This window comes from Alicyclobacillus sp. SO9, from assembly GCF_016406125.1.
Lineage (GTDB): Bacteria > Bacillota > Bacilli > Alicyclobacillales > Alicyclobacillaceae > SO9.
Window position 1 is genome coordinate 3,499,539 of record NZ_CP066339.1, and the last position, 16,634, is coordinate 3,516,172.

The 16,634-nt window shown below is 49.0% G+C and carries 18 protein-coding genes; 12 read left to right on the plus strand and 6 right to left on the minus strand.

Annotated elements, in window-relative coordinates; all coding sequences use genetic code 11:
* Positions 1 to 222: 222 nt before the first annotated feature.
* Positions 223 to 510 carry a heterocycloanthracin/sonorensin family bacteriocin gene (locus GI364_RS25465; protein WP_198850314.1) on the minus strand — a complete coding sequence of 96 codons (288 nt, stop codon included), beginning with the start codon at positions 508 to 510 and terminating at the stop codon, positions 223 to 225.
* 344 nt (positions 511 to 854) lie between these two features.
* On the opposite strand from GI364_RS25465, the gene GI364_RS16410 reads away from it, so the two are divergent.
* From GI364_RS16410 to GI364_RS16455, 10 genes are all read left to right on the plus strand, one after another.
* Positions 855 to 2,507: a GspE/PulE family protein gene (locus GI364_RS16410; RefSeq protein ID WP_198850315.1), complete on the plus strand. Its 1,653-nt coding sequence runs from the start codon at positions 855 to 857 to the stop codon at positions 2,505 to 2,507.
* A 64-nt stretch (positions 2,508 to 2,571) separates the two neighbouring features.
* On the plus strand, positions 2,572 to 3,816 hold the full coding sequence (locus GI364_RS16415) for a type II secretion system F family protein (protein WP_198850316.1): 1,245 nt from the start codon (positions 2,572 to 2,574) through the stop codon (positions 3,814 to 3,816).
* An 82-nt stretch (positions 3,817 to 3,898) separates the two neighbouring features.
* The gene (locus GI364_RS16420; RefSeq protein WP_198850317.1) at positions 3,899 to 4,474 is read left to right on the plus strand and encodes a type II secretion system protein GspG; all 576 of its coding nucleotides are present in this window, start codon (positions 3,899 to 3,901) and stop codon (positions 4,472 to 4,474) included.
* Positions 4,475 to 4,507: 33 nt separating this feature from the next.
* Positions 4,508 to 5,467 carry a type IV pilus biogenesis protein PilM gene (gene pilM / locus GI364_RS16425; RefSeq protein ID WP_198850318.1) on the plus strand — a complete coding sequence of 320 codons (960 nt, stop codon included), beginning with the start codon at positions 4,508 to 4,510 and terminating at the stop codon, positions 5,465 to 5,467.
* On the plus strand, positions 5,467 to 5,976 hold the full coding sequence (locus GI364_RS16430; protein WP_198850319.1) for a hypothetical protein: 510 nt from the start codon (positions 5,467 to 5,469) through the stop codon (positions 5,974 to 5,976). The genes pilM and GI364_RS16430 overlap by 1 nt, the downstream gene beginning before the upstream one ends.
* Positions 5,973 to 6,476, plus strand: a complete 504-nt coding sequence (locus GI364_RS16435) for a hypothetical protein (protein WP_198850320.1) — start codon at positions 5,973 to 5,975, stop codon at positions 6,474 to 6,476. The genes GI364_RS16430 and GI364_RS16435 overlap by 4 nt, the downstream gene beginning before the upstream one ends.
* Before the next feature lie 4 nt (positions 6,477 to 6,480).
* A complete protein-coding gene (locus GI364_RS16440) occupies positions 6,481 to 6,915 on the plus strand; it encodes a type IV pilus modification PilV family protein (RefSeq protein WP_198850321.1) in 435 nt (144 codons plus the stop codon).
* A complete protein-coding gene (locus GI364_RS16445) occupies positions 6,846 to 7,451 on the plus strand; it encodes a pilus assembly FimT family protein (RefSeq protein WP_198850322.1) in 606 nt (201 codons plus the stop codon). Before GI364_RS16440 ends, GI364_RS16445 begins: the two co-directional genes overlap by 70 nt.
* Positions 7,451 to 9,127, plus strand: coding sequence for a hypothetical protein (locus tag GI364_RS16450; RefSeq protein WP_198850323.1), 1,677 nt, complete (start codon positions 7,451 to 7,453; stop codon positions 9,125 to 9,127). Before GI364_RS16445 ends, GI364_RS16450 begins: the two co-directional genes overlap by 1 nt.
* 191 nt (positions 9,128 to 9,318) lie before the next feature.
* Entirely contained in the window at positions 9,319 to 10,422 is a 1,104-nt protein-coding gene (locus GI364_RS16455) for a pyridoxal-phosphate-dependent aminotransferase family protein (RefSeq protein ID WP_198850324.1), read from the plus strand.
* A gap of 242 nt (positions 10,423 to 10,664) precedes the next feature.
* Here the strand turns inward: GI364_RS16455 and GI364_RS16460 are convergent, their stop codons facing one another.
* From GI364_RS16460 to GI364_RS16475, 4 genes are all read right to left on the minus strand, one after another.
* Entirely contained in the window at positions 10,665 to 11,633 is a 969-nt protein-coding gene (locus GI364_RS16460) for a sugar phosphate isomerase/epimerase family protein (RefSeq protein ID WP_198850325.1), read from the minus strand.
* 105 nt (positions 11,634 to 11,738) lie between these two features.
* Positions 11,739 to 12,821 (minus strand): Gfo/Idh/MocA family protein, encoded by a 1,083-nt coding sequence (locus tag GI364_RS16465; protein WP_198850326.1) that lies wholly within the window; start codon positions 12,819 to 12,821, stop codon positions 11,739 to 11,741.
* Entirely contained in the window at positions 12,811 to 13,560 is a 750-nt protein-coding gene (locus tag GI364_RS16470; RefSeq protein ID WP_198850327.1) for a ThuA domain-containing protein, read from the minus strand. The genes GI364_RS16465 and GI364_RS16470 overlap by 11 nt, the downstream gene beginning before the upstream one ends.
* Before the next feature lie 137 nt (positions 13,561 to 13,697).
* Entirely contained in the window at positions 13,698 to 14,483 is a 786-nt protein-coding gene (locus tag GI364_RS16475) for an enoyl-CoA hydratase/isomerase family protein (RefSeq protein WP_198850328.1), read from the minus strand.
* Positions 14,484 to 14,915: 432 nt separating this feature from the next.
* Between GI364_RS16475 and GI364_RS16480 the strand changes: the two genes are divergently transcribed.
* Positions 14,916 to 15,089: a hypothetical protein gene (locus tag GI364_RS16480; protein WP_198850329.1), complete on the plus strand. Its 174-nt coding sequence runs from the start codon at positions 14,916 to 14,918 to the stop codon at positions 15,087 to 15,089.
* 133 nt (positions 15,090 to 15,222) lie between these two features.
* Positions 15,223 to 15,720 (plus strand): recombinase family protein, encoded by a 498-nt coding sequence (locus GI364_RS16485; RefSeq protein WP_198850330.1) that lies wholly within the window; start codon positions 15,223 to 15,225, stop codon positions 15,718 to 15,720.
* 110 nt (positions 15,721 to 15,830) lie between these two features.
* Here GI364_RS16485 and GI364_RS16490 read toward each other — a convergent pair whose 3' ends face one another.
* Positions 15,831 to 16,574, minus strand: coding sequence for an SDR family NAD(P)-dependent oxidoreductase (locus tag GI364_RS16490; RefSeq protein ID WP_198850331.1), 744 nt, complete (start codon positions 16,572 to 16,574; stop codon positions 15,831 to 15,833).
* Between the last annotated feature and the right edge of the window lie 60 nt (positions 16,575 to 16,634).

Below are 16,634 nucleotides of genomic sequence, written 5' to 3' on the forward strand. Positions count from 1 at the left end.
CTCCTGAAGCAAATCGTCTAAATACTCCGGCTCCATCATCCAAGTACCTTTTGTATCATATCGACGGGAAAGATATTTTGTTCCAAAGAGAAAAACCCCGTCTCTAAGACAGGGTTCGTCTGGCAACGTACAGTCGTCAACTTGCCAGTTACAACGATGCGGTCGGTGCAATGATGGGGCCGCGAAGCAAGGGGTTGAACCCGCTCTTCTCTAACCTCTGCGTTACCAGGGAAAACAGCCGCCGCAGCGATAACAACCGCCACAACGGAAGCAGCCGCCGCAGCGATAACATCCTCCACAGCGGAAGCAACCGCCGCAGCGTGCACAGCCACCGCAGCCACCGCAGCCGCCGCAGCCCCCGCAACCACAGCCCCCGCAACCGCCGCAACCACAGCCGCCGCATTGTGTGAGAACTGTGTCATACTCTCCTGTTTCGTCTGTCTTCTGAACTTTACTTGCTTCAAAGTCGCCAACGTCCAGCTTCTTTAGTTCGTCCTTGTAATTATCCATTGCTATTCACCTCCTGTTGTGTGGAATCAACACACACAGCAGCTCGTGCAGGACGACTACAATTTCTGTCCCCCAGCTCCTGGATGTTCTATAACTATGGAGAGCCGAATTCGTTGGTAAAGGCCTGTATCTCGCGCAAACACCCAATTTTCAGTCTAAACTCCAACTATTTGGTCCCCAGTAGCTGTACCCTCATGGCTTATGCGCCTAAAAATTTACGGTTTATTCAACAAAAGAATTGATGATTTGACAGGATTTTCACTTTCGATGAAGTAATAGTCCTAGTAGAGTACACAACACAGACAGAGAGACCTCGAGACGACAGTTGGAAATAGGGTGAAAGTGTGGCTAGAAAGAGAATTGGGGACCTGCTGACAGAGTCAAACATTATCAGTGAGACTCAATTGCAGGAGGCTCTATCACAAAAGGGCACAAACGAGAAGGTCGGAGAACTGTTGATTCGGCTGGGGTATGTTACGGAACAACAGTTGATTGAGGTTTTGGAGTTTCAACTCGGTATCCCGCATGTCAATCTATATCGCTTCGACATCGACCCTTCGGTCGCGAAACTCATCCCAGAGTCTTTAGCGCGGCGCTATCAAGCGTTGGCGATTCGAAAGAATAAAAACCGGCTTTATGTAGCCATGTCCGATCCCCTTGATTTCTACGCCATTGACGACATTAAAATGTCTACAGGTTTCACTGTGGAGACTGTCATTGCCAGTGCCAGCGAACTGACGAACTTGATTGATCAGACGTACGGTCTCAGTGAACCAATGGATGAATTGGAATCTCTGTTACCGCAGGACGAAGGATTGGAAACTCAGGTGACAGATGAGGACTCCCCCGTTGCCCGACTGATGACACAGCTCATAGAACACGGACTCAAGACGCAAGCAAGTGATATCCACATTGAACCCCGTGCTGGAGAAGTTCTCATCCGATACCGTATTGACGGATTTCTGCGGACGGAACAACGGTTACCCAAGCACATGCAAAATATGCTAACGGCTCGAGTCAAAATCTTGGCAAACCTGGATATTGCAGAGCGTCGCCTCCCCCAGGACGGCCGATTTCAGATGGATATTAACGTTAGACACGTTGATTTGCGCGTTTCCACAATGCCAACCGTACACGGCGAAAAGTGTGTTCTGCGCCTGTTTGATATGACCAACGCCATTCTCGCAATTCCAGACCTTAAGCTCTCTCCTCACAACCAGAAACTATTTGAAGAGATGATTCGTTCACCCTATGGCATTATTCTGCTTACGGGGCCAACCGGCAGCGGTAAAACCACAACACTCTACGCAGGACTGTCGGAGTTGATGAGTGACGAACACAATATTGTAACAATTGAAGATCCCGTTGAATTCGAACTGGACGGAGTCAATCAGGTCCAAGTGAACCCCGCTATCGGCCTCACTTTCGCACGAGGGTTGCGTTCATTGTTGCGGCAAGACCCAGACATTGTCATGGTTGGTGAGATTCGTGATGCAGAAACCGCAGAAATAGCCATTCGAACAGCCTTAACCGGCCACTTGGTCTTTAGTACGCTCCATACCACCGATGCAGTGGGCAGCCTGAATCGACTTATTGACATGGGCATCGAACCGTTTCTAGTCGCCTCCGCGATTGTGGGGGTTGTCGCCCAGCGACTTGTGCGCCGCATCTGCGACAAATGCGGCAATCCTTATGAACCAACCGAGGCGGAGTGGAACTGGCTCCACCGGTACGGCGTCAGTGAAGGCAATTTCAAGCGCGGGAAGGGCTGCGGTTACTGCAATCATACAGGCTATGCCGGCAGAATGGCAGTCCAGGAAATAGTCCAACTTGACGATGAGTTGCAGCATCTCGTTTTGGAAAAGCGATCGTCGGCAGACTATCTGAGGTCCGCCATCAAGCAAGGTATGAAAACGATGCTCGAAGACGGAATTCGCAAAGCGGCACTTGGACAGACCACGATATCTGAAGTCATGCGAGTGACTTTAGGAGATTAGTAGACTTACTAAACGGTTGTAGCTGCGGGCGACAGGTTGAATTTTGGAACAAAGGGTGAGGCGCATGCAGTATTCGTATCGAGCCATCGCGGCAGGAGGAAAACCAACAAAAGGTGTTGTGACAGCAGGAACCCGCCAAGAAGCGCTTCTGCAACTACGCGAGCTTGGCATGACCACAACGGAACTGACCGAAGGCAAAATCCTGACAGGCACCCGTAATTGGCTGTCTTTTCTCACCCAGACCGAAATTCACCTAGGCGGAAACCACGTTAAATCCGGGGACTTTGCGGCCTTCTGCAGGCAGTTTGCTACACTCATCCGTGCTGGTGTTCAAATTGTGGATGCTGTCAAACTCCTAGCAAGCCAAACGGAGAGTAAATCTCTTCGAAAAGCACTGGAGGAAGTCAACCTTGACATTCAAAAGGGCAACTTTTTGTCCAGTGCAATCACGAAACACAAGCGAGTCTTCCCAGAAATGTTCGTCAACATGGTGAAAGCAGGCGAAGCATCCGGGAATTTAGATGAAATTATGGACAGAGTCGCAAATTTTTTCGAGGAGCAACACTACTCTGGTGAAAAAATAAAATCTGCCATGACCTATCCTATTACTGTAGGACTCATGTCCATCGCTGTTGTCATATTTCTCATGGTTCGTATCGTTCCTACGTTCGTGAATGTATTTAAGGGAATGAACATCTCACTGCCCCTGCCCACGCGCATTGTCATTGGCGCATCTCACCTGCTTGTTCATTCTTGGTATTTGATTGTTCTGGCTCTCATTGGTCTCTATGTTTTCTATAGATGGGCACTTCGATACAAGCAAGTTGTGTATTACCGTGATTTGGTGCAGTTGCGGATACCGGTCTTTGGAAAATTGGCACAGAAATCGTCTATTGCCCAGGTAATGAGAACACTAGCTACCTTGTATAAGAGCGCTGTACCAATCCTGGATGCCCTTCAATTGACGGCGTCCGCAGCAGGTAATGAAGTCGTGGCGACTCGTCTGAGAGAAGCCATAACGAGTCTCAAAAACGGAAATCGTCTGTCCGACCCGCTTCGTCAGCACTGGGTGTTCCCTCCTCTCGTGACACATATGGTTCGAATCGGTGAGGAAACAGGGAACCTGGAACTGATGCTGAGTAAAGTAGCCGATTTTTACGAAGCGGAAGCTCAGGCTCTCGTCGATCGCTTGAAGACACTGATTGAGCCGTTGATGATTGTCTTTCTGGCACTCATTGTTGGTGTCATTGTCAGTTCGGTAATCGTGCCTATCTTCACAATCTATCAGCATGTGAGTCAGATAGGCTAGATTATACAGGCAGCAAGCATAAGAGGACCGATATGGGCCCGTGCACGTTGCCGCACATTTATTGGGTGAGGGGAATGATGATATGAATCTCGAAGAGAACAAAGTCAGAGATGAGGAGCTTGAAGGCCAAGTGCTTCAACAAGTTTCGGACAAGCCTTCCTTGTTTGTAAGGCTCAAGACATCCATCGTGTCAGGCACTAGCAAAGGTGTCACTTTAATTGAACTGTTAGCCGTCATTGCTATCCTAGCCGTTATTGCAGCAGTTGCCATTCCTGTTGTCGAAAACTCGATCAACAATTCTAAAATCAGCACCACCAAGCAGAACCTGCAGATTCTCAGCAGTGCGCTGCAAAGATACTATGCCGCAAACAATAGCTACCCGCAAGCAAGCAAATGGATTGATGCGAGTACAGGCAGTGTGGGCAGCGCTACGTTAGCACAAGACTTGCAGCCGTACATCCAGGGGATTCCGCAAGACGGTTGGGGTGAAGACTTCCAATACGAATCAACAACGTCTGGGAGTGGATCCAGCAGCGTCAGCGGCTTCGCAATAGCAACTCCCGACTCTGTGGCGGGTACTGCGAATAGCAAAAAGGCATATTACGTTGCCAGCGGCCCCAACAGCACCGGGAGTCCACAGAGCGGCAATGCACCGTAAGTGTAAATATCACCAACGTTCGGAGGCCAATGTATGCCATTCAAACTCACACGCAGTAAAGCAGTTGCTGGATTGGAATGTACAAACCACGGCCTCCGAATGGCCGTGGTGAAACCGAAGCGTGCGGTTTTTGTGCGCTCCCAAGAAATTTACGCTGACTCCCCAGATTGGTACCACGGAGAAGGTTTGGATAACATGACGGAAGCGCTCAAGCAGGCGGTCCGGCATCAGCGACTGTACGGTGCGGGAGCCGTCATTACTCTCCCCAACGATCAGTGGCTGCTGCGTTACATGACATTTCCTGTCATGCCGAAGGAACAATTGCGCCAAGCCATCGAACTGGAATTGAACGTATCCATTCACTTGCCGTTTGAAGATGCTGTCTTTGACGTGGCAAGTGTGCAGACGCTTACAGACCAGACAGTCGAAGGTGAACAGACAGTGGCAATGATTGCAACGTCCAGAGATTTGGTGGAGAGACTCGCTGGAATGGCGGAAAACGCGGGGCTTGTCCCAAGGGCAATCGAAGTGCTGCCGCTCTCTGTCGGACGTTTACTCCAGCAAACCGAGGCCATCACGGCCACCCTGAGCTACGCTGTGCTATACCTGGATGGAACTGATGTCACGATTTCTATCTTTGTGGGCTCAAGTTTATACTTTCACAGACAATTAGGTGACTTACTGTCGGAGGTTGAGGAGTCTGCTCATGTCCATCTGAGTGTAAGGGACCTTGCTGTGGAAATAAATCGCGTTGTTGATTTCTTCCAACACACCCTGTCCAGCGGTGCTCGGCACGTGGCAGACTTGTTTCTCCACATTGGCATTACAGATTCCATGAGTGACGATGCCAATCCATTGGAAACACAGTTGGCCGAAGAACTACCGCAGTTGAACGTGCACAAGGTAGATATTGAAGGAGTTCGTCGACGCAGGGGATTATTCCCGCCCTTTTATCCGGCTGTTGGCATGGCTCTGAAGGGGGCTCGCGGCTAATGGATATTAACCTGCTGCCCCAAAGCTACAGGACACAGTCATCTCGACTGCCTGTTTATCTAGGCGGGGGGCTTCTCGCATTGGCTCTCTTGTTCGGAGCAGTGGATGTGTGGAACGCTGTCCAGATAACAGGTCTGTCGCACCAACGCCAGACGGATAAGACAGCCTACGCAGAAGCAATGAAACAGGACGCCGCTTTGCGTACAAAGATGCACAGCACATCGTCTGCTCAAGCGACGCCAGGTCATTCTGTAAACCTACAGATGATTGTATCAGACTTAATGAAAGCTGCCGGCAATGTGGTGTTACATCACATCATTTTTAAGCAACCTGACACCATCAGCGGTACAGGAACCGCGGCTTCTTTGGACGCGCTGGCGTCCTATGAGGCAAAGCTGTCTGGCAATAAAGCCATTAGTAGTGTATGGGTTACTGATGTCACGAAAGTTGCAGGGGGAAAGTATTCGTTTGATATGACTGTACAGGCCTCAAATGGAGGTGCGTCGTGAATAGCGCAAAAAAACGAAATTTGACACTCGCATTGCTGGCGCTGGTGACACTTGCGGGTGCAGGCATCTACATCTTTACCGGAAATAAAACACAGTCGCTGCGAAACCAGCAACAAGCACTGACATCAAAACTAAGTTCCGAACGGGTGGTTCTTGCACAGGATGAAAAAAACTACAAGGCACAGCAAAATACAGCAACTTCCAGTCCTATGCTTCATGCATCCTCTGAGCCAGCGTTGTTTCGGAGCATGACACAGTTGGCTGGACAAGCAAACGTGTCCATTCAATCCATGTCAATCAGTAAAGCAGGAAAAGGTACCTCGCAAAACGCGTCCGCCACCCTAAGAGTACACGGGACAACCAGTGAACTCCTGAGTTTTGTCGCAGTTTTGCAAGACTCACCCGGTACCTTATCTATTACGGCGCTGGATTTACAGACCGCAAAAGGTCCCACTACGATGGCGCTTCAAATCACGCTGCCTGTCGGGAGGCATTCATAGTCCTATGTTGAATGGTCCGCGATTTCTGAAACACGATGGAGGTTTGACACTAATTGAAGTTCTGGCCGCCATTGTCATCTTAGGGGTTGCCTTAAGCGGCATTGCGAAACTGTTTGCAATGACCGCAGAACAAAACCGATTTGGTGAAGAACAGCAGTGGGCCTCAAGTATTGCGCAGTCAGAAATCGCCAAGATGGGAACATCCGGTGTCACTGCCTTTCTCAATCAACAGCAGCCGGATGTGGTCAAAAATGGGACAACTTTTCACACGGTCATTCATCAAGTGCAACCTTTACCAGCCTGGGCACGAACGTCTGGACTTCAGAGTTCAAATGGTCCGAATTTAGTTGATGTGGAGGTGGATGTCTCATGGGCAACCTCGTTTCACGGTGTAAAGAAAAATCATCAAGTCACCTACACGCAGTTGTTCAGTCAATAAGACGTCTCGCCACTGAAGATGCTGGTGTCACGCTGTTGGAACTGATTGTGGCCATGGTTCTGTCTGTATCCGTACTTACGACAATTGGGCTCGTATTCAGTGCAGAAACGACGTCTTGGAATGCAGCAGTCTCCAAGGAGCAATTGCAATCTGACATCGATACCGTTAACGCAACCTTAACCATCGCGTTCCAGAATATGAACCAAGCACAAGTTGCTTCAGATGAAAAAGAAGTCATCGGCTCCGGCCCAGACGGAACCCAGTGGGATATTCAGGTCCATGGGCAAGATATCACAGTAGTTCAGGCCCCATCCACCGGTGCGAAAAAGACGAAGACCTTCCACTTCGTAAATGTATCTTTGTCGAACTCATCATTTGTACCTGAAGGAAATACACCTGCTGGCGGCGGACAAACTGGGGCGACTACCGCCACCAATCTTGTCGGGGTTAAGCTGATAGCGACCGTAACGCAGGCCCATGAGCAGCATAACAGTCAAGAACTGGACGTGAAATATGCCGTAGGGAGTGGTTTTTGATGGACTTAAACTCAGAACGAGGCGCGTCCCTCATCCTGGTCTCCGTACTCATTGTTATCATCTTGATTGCCTCATCCGCCCTGATGATGACCACCCAGCAATCGGTGACTATTTCGCGTCTAGCAGTCCACCGCAACCAGTCGCTCATGAATGCCCGTGACGGAGTACAACTCGCAGAGCAACACGCTCAGCAGTTGTGGCCCGCGGACACGCAGTCCTTTGTTTCGTCTATGAATACATACCTCAGCAACTTGAATCAAAACGGCGCTCCATTTACAGCATCTGTAAGCCAGAACCCGAATGCGACGCCTACCGGTTCTACATTCACTCTCAAAGTCACGGGCCATGACAAGCCCTATCAAAAAACCTTACAGGTTACGATGAATACCACCAAGGCCCAGATAGAAAACAGCGTATTTCAATATGTTGCTTACTCTAAAAAATCGTTGTATGAGTTTGGAAATCCTTCAATTACTGGGAAAACCCTGGTTCAGAGAAGTATTATTCAATGGGATAGCCCGCCACCGTTATTTGGGCTATGGCCAGATGTTTATAATTGGGAATCCAACTACCACGCTGAGAACGATTTTCACGGCAAGCTGACCCAGTACTTGTCGAATCTTCTCCACATCCACAGTTTCCATAACATTCTAGGTGGCGAACACAGTTGGGGCTACGGACATGAACCTTTTGGAGGTCCGTTTGGCTTCCTTCAGGGGGCTTTTTCCGGGTCTTTCTTCGGTTCCGCTCCAAGCACGAATTCAAGGCATTTTAAGGACCTGTTGCCCTCTCCATTTCAGAGTACTGTCATGCAAAAAAATGAGACTGTCATTGAACAATCAGCCAAACATGCTGCATCGAAAGACTATCAAACCGGCATTATCGATGAGTCAAACCCGCTTCCAACCACTGGTGGATACATATACAATAACGACTTCCCTGCGGGATGGGGACCAGCAACCTTCTACCTAAAGTCCAATCAGACGGTGAATGGGCCGTTGTATGTTAATGGATCACTCATCATTGCACCAGGAGCCGCACTAACTGTAAATGGATCGCTTTATATTAACGGAAACCTTGTGGTAAACGGTGTTCTTCAGTCTTCGAGTCAAAGCCGCGCCCAGATCCAAAAGGTCTTTGTGTCGGGATTCAGTTTAATCAGTCCAAGTCAGACACTAAACACCCCGCTTGTACTTGTGAGCGAAGGCGATATTGTCGTAATGCCTGCACCCAAATTGGTGTATGGGAAGAAGCCTGTAAACAACACAGGAACGACACTCCATGCATTTTTCGTAAGCGGTGGAGACATCTTTGTTTCGAACGGCTTTGCCTCTAAAGACGGTTTTGATAATTTCGGCCAAGTTAACGCGGCCTCGCTGACACTGGACGGCGGTCTGGCTGCAGAGGGAAACATTTACTTGATTGATAATTCAAGTATCTTTCCGTTTGGAAACTCTGATGGCGATGCGTCCGAAGGAGATGGTCATCACCAGGGTGATACCGGCAACGGAGGCGGCGACTCCGGTTCACAGACTACGGGAAGTGCAGCGCTGAGCCTGGTCTACGACCCGACTTTCCTGCAAAACGTAGTGATACCTGGATTGCCAACCTTAAGCGGGTTGAGCCAATCCGCTTCAAGCATTCACTTTACTTCGCCTACCACAGGCACACCTTGATAACGAGACGCCAGCGAGCCCATCTAAACACACCCATGCCTCCACTGCAGTAAACTACTTGTACATATTGTACATAATACAGTTTGTGCCGTGCCTGCTAGTTGAAAGATTCCGACATCATACAGCGAACCTTTGGTTTCTACATGATTTGATGGTATAATTACACATTATTTTGATAATAGGAGGCCGCTATGCACATACAGTCTCAAAACCGCTTGTTGCTAGGCCCAGGTCCAAGCAGTGTATCCCCAGAAGTGCTAAAGGCGATGTCTACGCCCTTAGTCGGGCACTTGGACCCTTATTTTCTCGAAGTCATGTCAGATATGCAGAATATGCTGCGGCAAACATTTCAAACGAAGAATGAGTTGACTTTGGCCATGTCTGGAACAGGAAGCGCCGGCATGGAGACTGTGTTCGTAAACCTGGTGGAGCCGGGCGATAAGGTGCTGATTGGGATTTGCGGCGTTTTTGGAGAGCGCATGAAAGATGTTGCGCAGCGGTGCGGCGCAGACGTACTGACTGTAGAAGCACAGTGGGGAACTGCAATCCAACCAGAGCAGGTTGAGCAGGTCCTAAAATCGACCTCCAGTATTAAAGCAGTTGCCTTGGTCCACGCGGAGACTTCAACGGGTGTTCGCCAACCGCTGCAGGAGATCAGTCGCATTGTTCACAACTACGGAGCTCTGTTTATCGTGGATACTGTCACGTCCCTAGGCGGAATTCCAGTAGAAGTCGACAAGATGCAGATTGACGCATGTTACAGCGGTACACAAAAGTGCTTGTCAGCACCTCCAGGACTCTCGCCAGTAACCCTCAGCAGCGCCGCGCTGAACGTCGTTAAGACGCGAAAGCAAAAGGTACAAAGTTGGTACTTAGATTTGAACATGATTGCAAACTACTGGGGTGAAGAACGCTTCTATCATCACACCGCCCCAATTTCCATGATATTTTCCCTTCATGAAGCTTTGCGGCTGCTGCTTGATGAAGGACTCGAAAACTCCTTTGCGCGACACGCCAGAAACGGACAGCTGCTCCAGTCGGAATTGGAAGCCATGGGGCTGACTCTGTTTGCACAAGAAGGATATAGACTTCCTGAGCTAACATCTGTTGTTTTTCCCGAAGAATACAAGGAAGGGGAGCTCAGGAGGAGGCTGCTACATGAGTATGGAATCGAAGTTGGGGGCGGGTTAGGGCCCTTAAAGGACAAGGCCTGGCGCATTGGACTGATGGGACACTCCTCCACACTTTCCAATGTGACACTGCTGGTCCAGGCCATGAAAAATTTACTCCATTAGAACGAGTCGTGTATGGGCAAAACGCCGGGAGTACGTTGCAGAACAGTGCCACTGACAACTTCACACTTAAATGTATTGTAAATCGAAGAGGCACCAACTACTGGTGCCTCTTCACGGTATCTGCTGTTGCTTCGTGTGAACTACACGCACGACCTCACGGCCGTTCCAGCCAAGTCTACAAGGGATGTGAGCGAAATGCTCACACGGTCAACAGGTCGCTCACAGACGCGATAACCTAAAACTCACGTCCACCACATCTCACCAATCCGTTGCCGAATCATGGTCTGCTGCAAGAAAGCGACAGCCTTGTTGAATCCTTCTTCAACGGACATGAGACTGTCTTCATGTTCAATGCTGACAACACCGTCATAACCAACCAATTGCAGAGTGCTCAGAATTTCCTTCCATGTTTCTTCCCCGTGACCGTAGCCCACCGTTCGGAAGATCCAGCTTCGATGAAGTTCTTCGGTATACGGTTTCGTATCCAGCACGCCGTTATCAGCCATGTTACGGGCATCGAAACCCGTGTCTTTTGCGTGTACATGGAACAAGGCCCCCGCTTTTGCAAGTGCCTTGATACCCGCAATGGGGTTCATTTGCTGCCAGAACAGGTGACTCGGGTCAAAGTTTATGCCAATATGTTCCCCTGCTCCCTCATGGAGGCGCAGACAGCTCTCTGTATTGTATACGACAAAACCAGGGTGAGGTTCTATTGCAGCTCGAACGCCGTGTGCCTTCACAAATTCGTTCTGGCGTGACCAGTAGGGCAACACCTTTTCTTCCCACTGCCACTTTAGAACTTCTGCGTACTCATTGGGCCACGGACAGGTAACCCAGGATGGGTGAAGCGACTCATCTGATTCACCGGGACAGCCAGAAAACGTGTTGACTGTAGAGACGCCTAGTTCTTCCGCAAGGTGGACAGCTTCTACAAAGTCAGCGTGATCGCGCCCGGACACCTCATCATTGGGATGTAACGGATTCCCGTGAACTGATAAGGCACTAATTTCGAGCCCTCTCGATGCGACTTCCTCACGAAATTTGCGTAAAGCTGCCTTATCATTTAGCAGCTGTGAAGGGTCGCAGTGAGCCTTTCCAGGATGCCCGCCACAACCAATTTCTACTGCTTCAAGACCGCTGCCAGCCACTTTGTCCAACATTTGCGTAAAAGATAAGTTGCCAAACAACACTGCAAATACACCAAGCTTCATGAGCAATACTCCTTTGCTGATTTGTTTGAAGCCACACCACAGGGCGCTCTCTGCGGCCTGCACTTGGAGACACTTGAAATGGTCTGCACCAAAAACTGAGGCGAGTTACAGTGGTACGGGTTCGCCTTTGCTTGCTGATTCATAGACAGCTTCAAGAATTTTTGTAACCACCAAAGCCTGCTCTGGTTTCACAATAGGTTGTGTTTCGTTTCGGATGCAATCAATAAAATGCGCTGCCTCTACGTCTGCAGCTTGTTCTGATACTGCCGAACCAAGAAGCGCAGAGGGTACATTCAAATCCGGAGTCTCAGTATAGAGCCTGCCGTGCTTTTCACCGTTGATGCGCAACCCGTCCACCATATCTGCCCCAGCCTTCGTTCCATGCAGAATTGTTCTGGCTTCACCTGTCATGAGTGTATTAAGTGCCCAACTGGATTCAAGAACGACGCTTGCCCCATTTTGAAAGGTAATCAAGGCAAAAGCTGCGTCTTCAACGGAATACTTTTCCGGGTCCCATGGTCCCCACTGATTGGCAGAACTTCCTTGCGTTCCTAAATAGTCATAGGTCACCCCCAAAACAGTTTTGGGCTCATAGTTATCCATCATCCACAACGTTAAATCCAAGGCATGGGTTCCCACATCAATCAAAGGTCCGCCGCCTTGCAACTCCCTGGAGAGAAAATTCCCCCACGTCGGAACCATTCTGCGGCGAACGGCAATGGCCTTTGCCGCATAAATGTGACCTAGGTCACCCGCCTCACAGGCTGCCTTCAAATAGCGGGAGTCTTTACGAAAACGGTTTTGGTAGCCAACCGTTAGAATTTTCCCTGTTTCGTGTGCTGCCTGCAACATGCTCGCTGCTTCTTCTGAGTTCATGGCCATCGGTTTTTCGCACATCACATGCTTTCCTGCATGCAAGGCTGCAATGGAGACCGTCGCATGCAGAAAGTTTGCAGTCAACACGTAGACCGCATCGATGTTGTCCATCGCCATGACATCGCGGTAGTCTGTCACTACCCTCGCATCGGCAGTACCGAACTCAGCAGCAGCTTTGCGGGCATTGGTCTCCACAACGTCGCAGAATGCGGCCACCTCGACCCCTTCGAGCTTAGCCAAAGCTGGCAAGTGCTTGCCAAATGCAATCCCGCCGCAACCCACAATAGCGACCTGGATTCGTCTATCCGTCATTTTTTTCCTCCTTCCGAACTGTTCTATGACGCAACGGATAATTCCCATATAACGGCTTTTTAAGATTTGACGCAGCCGCCCACTTAACTGCATTTCGGATAACTGTTTTTATCTGTTCCTGGTAATACGTAGGATACGTCTCATGACCTGGCTGGAAATAAAATACTTTTCCGTTCCCTCTATAGAAAACGGACCCGCTTCGGAATACCTCTCCACCTTCGAATGAACCTATGAACACCAGTTCATCAGGTGCTGGTACATCGAAGTGTTCTCCGTACATTTCCTCACGGGGCAGGTCGATAAATTCACCGACACCGGCCGCAACGGGGTGTGATGGATTCACTACCCAGAGTAACTCATGTTCGCCGATTTGACGCCACTTCAAGTTACACGATGTGCCCATAAGCCGCTTAAACACCTTTGAAAAATGACCTGAATGAAGTACAACCAGTCCCATCCCGGCCCACACTCTTTGCACAACTTTTTCAACAATGTCATCGCTTACCTCATCATGCGCGATATGACCCCACCAAATCAGTACGTCTGTATCTTCTAACACTTCATCTGTCAGGCCGTGATAAGGCTCATCCAACGTGGCCGTGTGAACGAGAAAACCAGCATCTCGCAGAGGTGCGGCGAGGGCAGCATGAATACCATCAGGATAAATCCTCTTGACTTCTTCGTCTTCTCTCTCGTGTCGAAACTCATTCCAGACTGTGACGCGAATCTCAGATGTCATGTGTAAACCTCCACTATTGAAAGTATTTGTACAATACCTCGGTACAACCAGTTGCTTCATTTATGCTTTAGCGCTGTTGTCAAACACCGTCTGTAATTTGGGTCAAAGGCATGGCTGTCACAGATCCAACCTGTTTCCTATGACTTCCAGAACTCTGCCCGCCGCTTCTCGCGGAAGGCTGCGACGCCTTCCCGAAATTCGTCACTTTGCCCCGCCTGTCCCTGAAACTTCGCCTCATTCTCAAGGGCTTGCGGTACACTTGATTCAAGATTTTTCGTCATTAACTGCTTTGTCATTGCAAAGGCGTTGACAGGACCTGAAGCCAAATATTCCGCAAATTGGTGAACTGAATTTCGAAAATCATCCGTTGCATAAACTTGATTTACAATACCCATTTGCTTTGCTTCCTCGGCTGAAATCTTGTCACTGGTCCAAGTTAACTCTACAGCCTTCCCCAACCCAATCAACCGTGGTAGAAAGTAGCTTACCCCAGAATCCGGAACGAGCCCAATTTTATTAAAGGCCACGGTAAATTGAGCGTCGGCAGATGCCAATCGCAGGTCACAGGCCAACGCCAAACCGAGGCCAGCACCAGCAGCCATACCGTTTACGGCGGCAATCAAGGGAACACGAAGCGATATCATCTTGGCAATTAGAGCGTTATACCTGTCTCGGACAATATCGGTCAGGGAGAGGTGTTCCAGAGACCCGATATCACTTCCCAAGTCCTGCCCCGAGCAAAAGCCCCGCCCTGTTCCTGTAAGCACAATTGCACGGACACCCGTGTCCAGGTCGGCTTGTTTCAAAGCGTGGTAGAGTTCATTTCCCATCTCTTCATTGATTGCATTCATAACTTCTGGTCGATTAAGAGCGATTTCAAGGACTCCATTACTCAAGTTTTTCGTAATCGTCTTGAGTTCCATGCACGACACCTCCAATGATTAATGCCTCATTGATGACAACCATAGCATTTGAGCTGTACGAGACCGTACTTTGTGAACAACTGTCATGACTCTATGTACAATACTACACCTTGTCTTCTCGTTTTACTTTTCTTATTTCTCTGTAGATTGAAGGATACAAATTTTACGCGGAAGCCATATTTTAGTCACCATTGTGTCATGTTGCTGTCATATTTGCTCGCTATAATGACCCTAATACTTAGTTTGGGAGGGATGACAGATCACGCTGCGTCTTACCTGAAAACACTGGAAAACGTATAACCGAGTGTATCTCCTTACAAAACGTTAAAATCTTCAGTAAAATTAAATGTTTTTGTTGAAACAAACGGCGTGCGCATAGTATAATATCGCTTAACTAGTTAATGGATATAACGGTTGGGAGGTAGATAGTTCTTGAAACGCAATACGTTGTTTCGTCAGAAGACATTTAAAGGCGGCCGTATAGAAGATCTGTATTTCATGGTGAAGTACCTGAAGAACAAACATCCGGAAAATGAGCACATGTTGTCTGTTTTAGAGAGCTATATAAAATCTGCATTTCAGTACGAGGAAATCAGCCATAGTTAAATGTGTTTTCGGTGCAGAAACTGCACCGAAAACACTGTTTTAGAGCCGTAGCGATTTGAATGACAAAATGGGAAATTGCAAAAACCAACTCTTTGGTAGATAATCATGCTGAGGTAGATCAGACAAAAGAACGGTGATTGAACTGAGATTTGAGAACGTGATGAGGCTGGACAATTTAACACTCGATTTGGACACAGACACATACAAGCTTGTACAGGATGCTTTAAAGGAAATCACGCCCAGTGAACTCGTATCGTTTGCTCTCGAATACGCTCTCCGACCAGGCCATCTAGACGGCCTTGTGATAAAGCATCTTGAAGAGATTAAAAAGCGCTCTAATGCTGCGCGTGCGGTAAAACAGGCAAAGAAGCAGCAACATCGATATGTTGGCGGTAATCCTCCGTTTGGTTTTATCCACATTTCCAGAAATCATTTGGAGATTGAACCCTCTCAGGCGCAGACTGTACGGCGTGCTCTGCAGCTGCAGGATGAAGGCCATGCTTTGAAGGAAATTACAGAGCTCTTAAATGCTGAAGGCCACGTTACAAGGCAAGGAAAGTCCTTTTACCCCGCCACAGTGCGCAGAATTCTTCTGAATCGCGAGTTCTACTCGGCTAACGGAATAGAGTAACGTACACCGTTAGTGCAAAGCCCTCACCAAAGGTGAGAGCTTATTTATCGTTTCATGGACTGGCCAACATCGTGCATAGCACCTACCACCTACATATAGCGGCGCCCACGCTACGGCATCGTCGTACCTCCGTCCACGAACGTATTGCTCCCCGTAACAAAACGGCTGTCGTCGCTGACATAAAACGCGATGGCCCTGGCAACGTCAGCCGGATTCGCGATTCTCTTCAGCGCTGTCATCTGTGCCATTCTGTCTTTGAATTCCTGTGGCTGATTGGCTGTCCTATCCGTCTCAACCAGTCCCGGTGACACAATGTTGGCGGTAATCCCATATTGACCAAATTCCTTCGCGATATATTGACCAAAAGTAATCAGCCCAGCTTTGGCTGTCCCATGCGCAATAAAGGGAACTTGCGGGGTTTTGGCCAAGCCTGTAGCTACATAAACAATCCGTCCGTACCGCTTCTCGACCATGTGCGGCAGCACAGCCTGGGTCATCTGAAATGCAGCTTTTAATTCATCATTCAGCTTTTGTGAAAACTCCTGCCAATTTAGTTCCAAGAATGGTTTTCGAATGAAACTCATAGCAGCATTGTTTACCAACCCATCAATCCGCCCATAAGCATGTATGGCCTCGTCAACCAGTTGTTGAACCTGTTCTTCATCTCTGACGTCGGCCCGGACCGCAAGCGCTTGCCCGCCGCCTTTTTCAATGTCTGAAACCACCTGGTTTGCTGCCTCTTCATTGGAAAAGTAGTTCACAAGGACCGATGCTCCCCGGCTCGCCAGAAGTTTGGCCGTTTGTGCTCCAATTCCCTTGCTCGCACCTGTGATTAAAACAACCTTTCCTCGCATTGGATTCAGCCTCACCTTCGCATTGATTTCACCTCCATTGTAACACTCCAGTCTTACATC

Coding starts and splice junctions, on each gene's coding strand:
- GI364_RS16440 (WP_198850321.1), top strand. CDS start 6,481: ATGTTGAATGGTCCGCGATTTCTGAAACACGATGGAGGTTTGACACTA.
- GI364_RS16420 (WP_198850317.1), top strand. CDS start 3,899: ATGAATCTCGAAGAGAACAAAGTCAGAGATGAGGAGCTTGAAGGCCAA.
- GI364_RS16460 (WP_198850325.1), bottom strand. CDS start 11,633: ATGAAGCTTGGTGTATTTGCAGTGTTGTTTGGCAACTTATCTTTTACG.
- GI364_RS16415 (WP_198850316.1), top strand. CDS start 2,572: ATGCAGTATTCGTATCGAGCCATCGCGGCAGGAGGAAAACCAACAAAA.
- GI364_RS16475 (WP_198850328.1), bottom strand. CDS start 14,483: ATGGAACTCAAGACGATTACGAAAAACTTGAGTAATGGAGTCCTTGAA.
- GI364_RS16470 (WP_198850327.1), bottom strand. CDS start 13,560: ATGACATCTGAGATTCGCGTCACAGTCTGGAATGAGTTTCGACACGAG.
- pilM (WP_198850318.1), top strand. CDS start 4,508: ATGCCATTCAAACTCACACGCAGTAAAGCAGTTGCTGGATTGGAATGT.
- GI364_RS16465 (WP_198850326.1), bottom strand. CDS start 12,821: ATGACGGATAGACGAATCCAGGTCGCTATTGTGGGTTGCGGCGGGATT.
- GI364_RS16450 (WP_198850323.1), top strand. CDS start 7,451: ATGGACTTAAACTCAGAACGAGGCGCGTCCCTCATCCTGGTCTCCGTA.
- GI364_RS25465 (WP_198850314.1), bottom strand. CDS start 510: ATGGATAATTACAAGGACGAACTAAAGAAGCTGGACGTTGGCGACTTT.
- GI364_RS16445 (WP_198850322.1), top strand. CDS start 6,846: ATGGGCAACCTCGTTTCACGGTGTAAAGAAAAATCATCAAGTCACCTA.
- GI364_RS16455 (WP_198850324.1), top strand. CDS start 9,319: ATGCACATACAGTCTCAAAACCGCTTGTTGCTAGGCCCAGGTCCAAGC.
- GI364_RS16490 (WP_198850331.1), bottom strand. CDS start 16,574: ATGCGAGGAAAGGTTGTTTTAATCACAGGTGCGAGCAAGGGAATTGGA.
- GI364_RS16430 (WP_198850319.1), top strand. CDS start 5,467: ATGGATATTAACCTGCTGCCCCAAAGCTACAGGACACAGTCATCTCGA.